5 protein-coding genes are annotated in these 3,787 nt (G+C 49.1%); 2 read left to right on the forward strand and 3 right to left on the reverse strand.

The window, feature by feature from the left end; all coding sequences use genetic code 11:
• Nucleotides 1-262, reverse strand: a 262-nt coding sequence (locus tag OOJ59_RS27550; RefSeq protein WP_268063550.1) for a hypothetical protein, incomplete at its 3' end; no start/stop codon positions are given.
• Nucleotides 263-848: 586 nt separating this feature from the next.
• Here OOJ59_RS27550 and OOJ59_RS27555 point away from each other — a divergent pair.
• Nucleotides 849-1,283 (forward strand): hypothetical protein, encoded by a 435-nt coding sequence (locus tag OOJ59_RS27555; RefSeq protein ID WP_025760480.1) that lies wholly within the window; start codon nucleotides 849-851, stop codon nucleotides 1,281-1,283.
• A 995-nt stretch (nucleotides 1,284-2,278) separates the two neighbouring features.
• On the opposite strand, the gene OOJ59_RS27560 is transcribed toward OOJ59_RS27555, so the two are convergent.
• Together OOJ59_RS27560 and OOJ59_RS27565 are read right to left on the reverse strand one after the other, a co-directional pair.
• Nucleotides 2,279-2,560 carry a hypothetical protein gene (locus OOJ59_RS27560; RefSeq protein ID WP_268063551.1) on the reverse strand — a complete coding sequence of 94 codons (282 nt, stop codon included), beginning with the start codon at nucleotides 2,558-2,560 and terminating at the stop codon, nucleotides 2,279-2,281.
• Between the two features lie 251 nt (nucleotides 2,561-2,811).
• Complete coding sequence (locus OOJ59_RS27565; RefSeq protein WP_025760454.1) at nucleotides 2,812-3,093, reverse strand: type II toxin-antitoxin system RelE/ParE family toxin; 282 nt, start codon at nucleotides 3,091-3,093, stop codon at nucleotides 2,812-2,814.
• A 356-nt stretch (nucleotides 3,094-3,449) separates the two neighbouring features.
• On the opposite strand from OOJ59_RS27565, the gene OOJ59_RS27570 reads away from it, so the two are divergent.
• Nucleotides 3,450-3,740 (forward strand): HigA family addiction module antitoxin, encoded by a 291-nt coding sequence (locus tag OOJ59_RS27570; protein ID WP_229235424.1) that lies wholly within the window; start codon nucleotides 3,450-3,452, stop codon nucleotides 3,738-3,740.
• The last annotated feature ends 47 nt before the right edge of the window (nucleotides 3,741-3,787 follow it).

The raw sequence follows: 3,787 nt of genomic DNA on the forward strand, positions 1-3,787 counted from the left end.
ACATGCAGGCGCAACATAGCTTAGCTAAAAGCAGAAAATCTATTGAAAAAGAACTTGATGGGTTGGTCCCACTTGCATAGGAAGAAGTCAAGTTCATAAAAAAAGTCGCCATGGCGACTTTTTTTATGAACTTGACTGTAAGCGGATCGGAAGCGTAATCTCGCTGTCTAGAAACGAAAAAACCACCCTGGCAGGTGGTTTTTCGAAGGTTATTTAATCCTGGCAGATTATCTAACCGCGGTAACAGTCTTGTGCGAGACATGTCACCAAATTTGTCCTTCCAGTGTAGCCCTAGTTAGGCCACCACTTCAAGAACTCTCAATACATCTCTCGCACATCCTGTTACCGATGGCCGCTGCCATTGGCGATATTTCGTGTCTTTCCGGGTTGGACTCAAGACGATAGTTACCGGAAATGGCGCAGCGGTCGGACTGAACGGGGGGTTCGTGCATACAGTCCAGCTTGGAGCGAACTGCCTACCCGGAACTGAGTGTCAGGCGTGGAATGAGACAAACGCGGCCATAACAGCGGAATGACACCGGTAAACCGAAAGGCAGGAACAGGAGAGCGCGCGAGGGAGCTACCAGGGGGAAACGCCTGGGATCTTTATAGTCCTGTCGGGTTTCGCCACCGCTGATTTGAGCGTCAGATTTTGTGATGCTTGTCAGGGGGGCGGAGCCTATGGAAAACCGCCCGTTTTTTTGTGGCTTACTTCCGTCCATATCTTCTTTCGCCTGCGCCGGTAACGCTCGCCGCAGTGTTTAACTAGCGAAGTCTGTTAAACCGAGGAAGCGGAATATCACGGATGCTGAGGTTTTCGCTTACATACTGATCTGGAGGAGTTTGTTTTGTCCCGTCTCTATCGTGCTGCACTTCCTGAAGATTACGTTCACAACCCTGAAACTGGCCTCTGGGAACTTTCATTTGATCAGCGTCCCGTAGCAGGAACGCGCGCAGCTTCTCCCGAAGAAGGTGCGGCTCAGTACAACGCAGCCCGTGACAGGTTTAAGTCGGCTTTGTCTGCCGTCCGTCAGCGTCCGGAGCCTGTTTTTTCTTTCACCGCCATGACGGAGTGGGTTGTGGAACACGGTACGCAGGAACAGTGTCAGGCGGTTCAGATTATGTTTGATGCGCGGGATAAACATGAGTTTGATCTCGCAGTGCGTGACGGTCTGAAAGTGCTGCCCGGACATCTCGATTTTGCGTATTTTTTTGGTCGCTTCTCCGATCGGATGCGCGTGTCTGTTCTGCTTCGTGAACAACTCAGTCAGCGTCTTTCCTGACGTTTACTCAGCGTAAACTCTGCGGTCGCTGCTTCCTGTTTTACTCCCTATTTTGACCCCTATTTTTATCTATTGGGACGCATAGGGAGTAAAATAGAGGTCAAAATAGGGGGGCTGGCGCATTACATGCACCAGAAAGGGACATGATTTTCTGAACGAAAATCACGCCCCAAGGGTTGCGCCATGCGGCTTCACCCTCTCTGACTCCTCTGCGGCTGGACGCCGCGCCGTCATCAGATTCACCCGGCCCCGTCCGACGTCTCCGACGCCTGACCACCCCCTTAAGACGGTTACTCGCCTGGCTCGTCACCTTTAAGAGGGTGGTCAGGCGCCTGCGGCACCGACGGGGGGGCGTTGCCCCCGCTGCGCAAATCGTCCGTGGGCGGACTCGGAACGCTGGGGCGTTCCGTTGCTTGCGGCTCCCCCAAAATCACGATCCCCTGAACGGGTATCGCAAAACCCGACCCCGCGTCCGTATGTTCTTCCGGCTACCTGTTTTTGATGCGATGCAGGATAGGGCTGACGCCGCAAAGTGACGTCATCTGACGTTCTCTCGTTAGGTAATAGGGACAAGATGTGTCTTTGGAGTACCGCCGGCACGCCAAATCCTCCTGGTCAGGCTCCGCCCGACACCCTGAAAAATTTCGACGCGGCGAAATTTCTGCTCGTTAAATCGGCCCCCCTCTGCGTATTCTCAGCCATGCCTGACGGCCTGGCCAACGCCTCACGGCCGCACAGTAAACTGCGCCCCCGTTCACCGTTTCCGGTGGGGTTCAGGGAGCCTTTTGACCCGTTCACAGGATTTTAGCCGCTAAAATTTCAGTCATTCACACGCGTGCATAGTCATGCATACCCGCAGAAATCATCAGGGGCGTTTTTCAGGGTTTGGGGCGGGAAAAGGTGCCGGAAATCGGCAGGAGGCCGCAGAAACGTACTGAGTGCTTCTGCGGCGGTGCGGGCAAGGGATGTTATGTTAAGTCCGGGCTGATAAATAACTATCTGATTTCGTACTGAGGTAACCCTTGCCACCCGTCAACATGGCTTACAGTACGGTAAATTTTATTACCCCGGATCTCGTACTGAGGCAATCCCTGCCACCCGCCAACATGGCTTACAGTACGGTGAATTTTATTGCCCCGGATCTCGTACTGAGGTAACCCTTGCCACCCGTCAACATGGCTTACAGTGCGATGAATTTTATTGCCCCGGATCTCGTACTGAGGCAACCCTTGCCATCCGTCAACATGACTTACCGTACGATAGATTTTCTGGCTCATCGTATTTTCCCTATTTGGAAAGGTGTTTTCGAACGGTGTCAGCGCCACTTAAGAAGAACGCTACAAGTAGGAACCAACCCCATCCAGCGATGTTATGGAAGGCTAAAATAGCGGAACTTATCACCGCCACGATTGGAACGAGTTGAGATATAAAGAAAAGCATAGGGTACCCCAAGTAATTGTTTTTTTTGGTTATAGGAGTCTAAGGCAGTTCATCTTTCACATGAATGCCTTAGATTCCCACTTATTAGTCAGTGGTAGTCTTCTAGATCGACATCAAACGTATTCGGTTCATCGATCTTGAACGTTACACGCCAGTTTCCGTTAACCTCAACGGCATACTCACCAGCACGGTCGCCTTTTAATGGATGGCAACGAAGGGCTGGGATATCCATCATGTCCTGCAAGTTCGTTGCCGTATGCAGTGCAGTCAAAATCATCCTCAACCTGGTTTCAAATTGGGGGTTTAGCCCAACCATACTTCCAGTTTCAGCAAAGTTTTTTAGCTTCTTATGCTTGATGTTTTTTATCATTTTTTTGATTTCCTAAAGTTTTATATCGTCGTGGACGATGATGTAAGTGATGTAGATGTAATCTCATTCTTTAATCTCCGATTAAATGAATCTTGCGTGTTACGGAATATTGTCGTAGGGTTAGTTGACAAGGCCATTTGAACAACAAATTGACTTTGTAGCTAATGAACGTATAATTCACCGGCCTTGAATTTCACATCAAGAGCCCAAATCATCCAAAAGCGAACCTAGACCACTCACCATCTTAGAGATTGGTTTAAATTGTGTCAAGACATTAACTTGCATGTTGTGCAATGCGCAATGCGGTTGGGGGTTCAATTTTGGATAAGAATTTTATTAAGGCTTAAGAGGAAGGTATGATAAATCTCTTTGAACCGGTTCATCCGGGCGATTTTATTCGCGCGATGTACATGGAGCCATTTGATATATCTGCCGTAGACTTAGCTGATCGCTTGCACATTTCACCGTCTACGTTAAGCAGAGTCATAAATGGCAAAACTGATCTGAGTGTAGAAATGGCTCTTAGATTATCTAAAGTTTTAGGTAGAAGTCCTGAATCTTGGATTAACATGCAGGCGCAACATAGCTTAGCTAAAAGCAGAAAATCTATTGAAAAAGAACTTGATGGGTTGGTCCCACTTGCATAGGAAGAAGTCAAGTTCATAAAAAAAGTCGCCATGGCGACTTTTTTTAT

The sequence above is a fragment of the Citrobacter sp. W9 genome, from assembly GCF_026719375.1.
Lineage (GTDB): Bacteria > Pseudomonadota > Gammaproteobacteria > Enterobacterales > Enterobacteriaceae > Citrobacter > Citrobacter werkmanii.

Bases quoted from the DNA above. Each gene is read 5' to 3' on its own strand.
- OOJ59_RS27560 (WP_268063551.1), bottom strand. From the start codon at position 2,560: ATGAGCCAGAAAATCTATCGTACGGTAAGTCATGTTGACGGATGGCAA.
- OOJ59_RS27565 (WP_025760454.1), bottom strand. From the start codon at position 3,093: ATGATAAAAAACATCAAGCATAAGAAGCTAAAAAACTTTGCTGAAACT.
- OOJ59_RS27570 (WP_229235424.1), top strand. From the start codon at position 3,450: ATGATAAATCTCTTTGAACCGGTTCATCCGGGCGATTTTATTCGCGCG.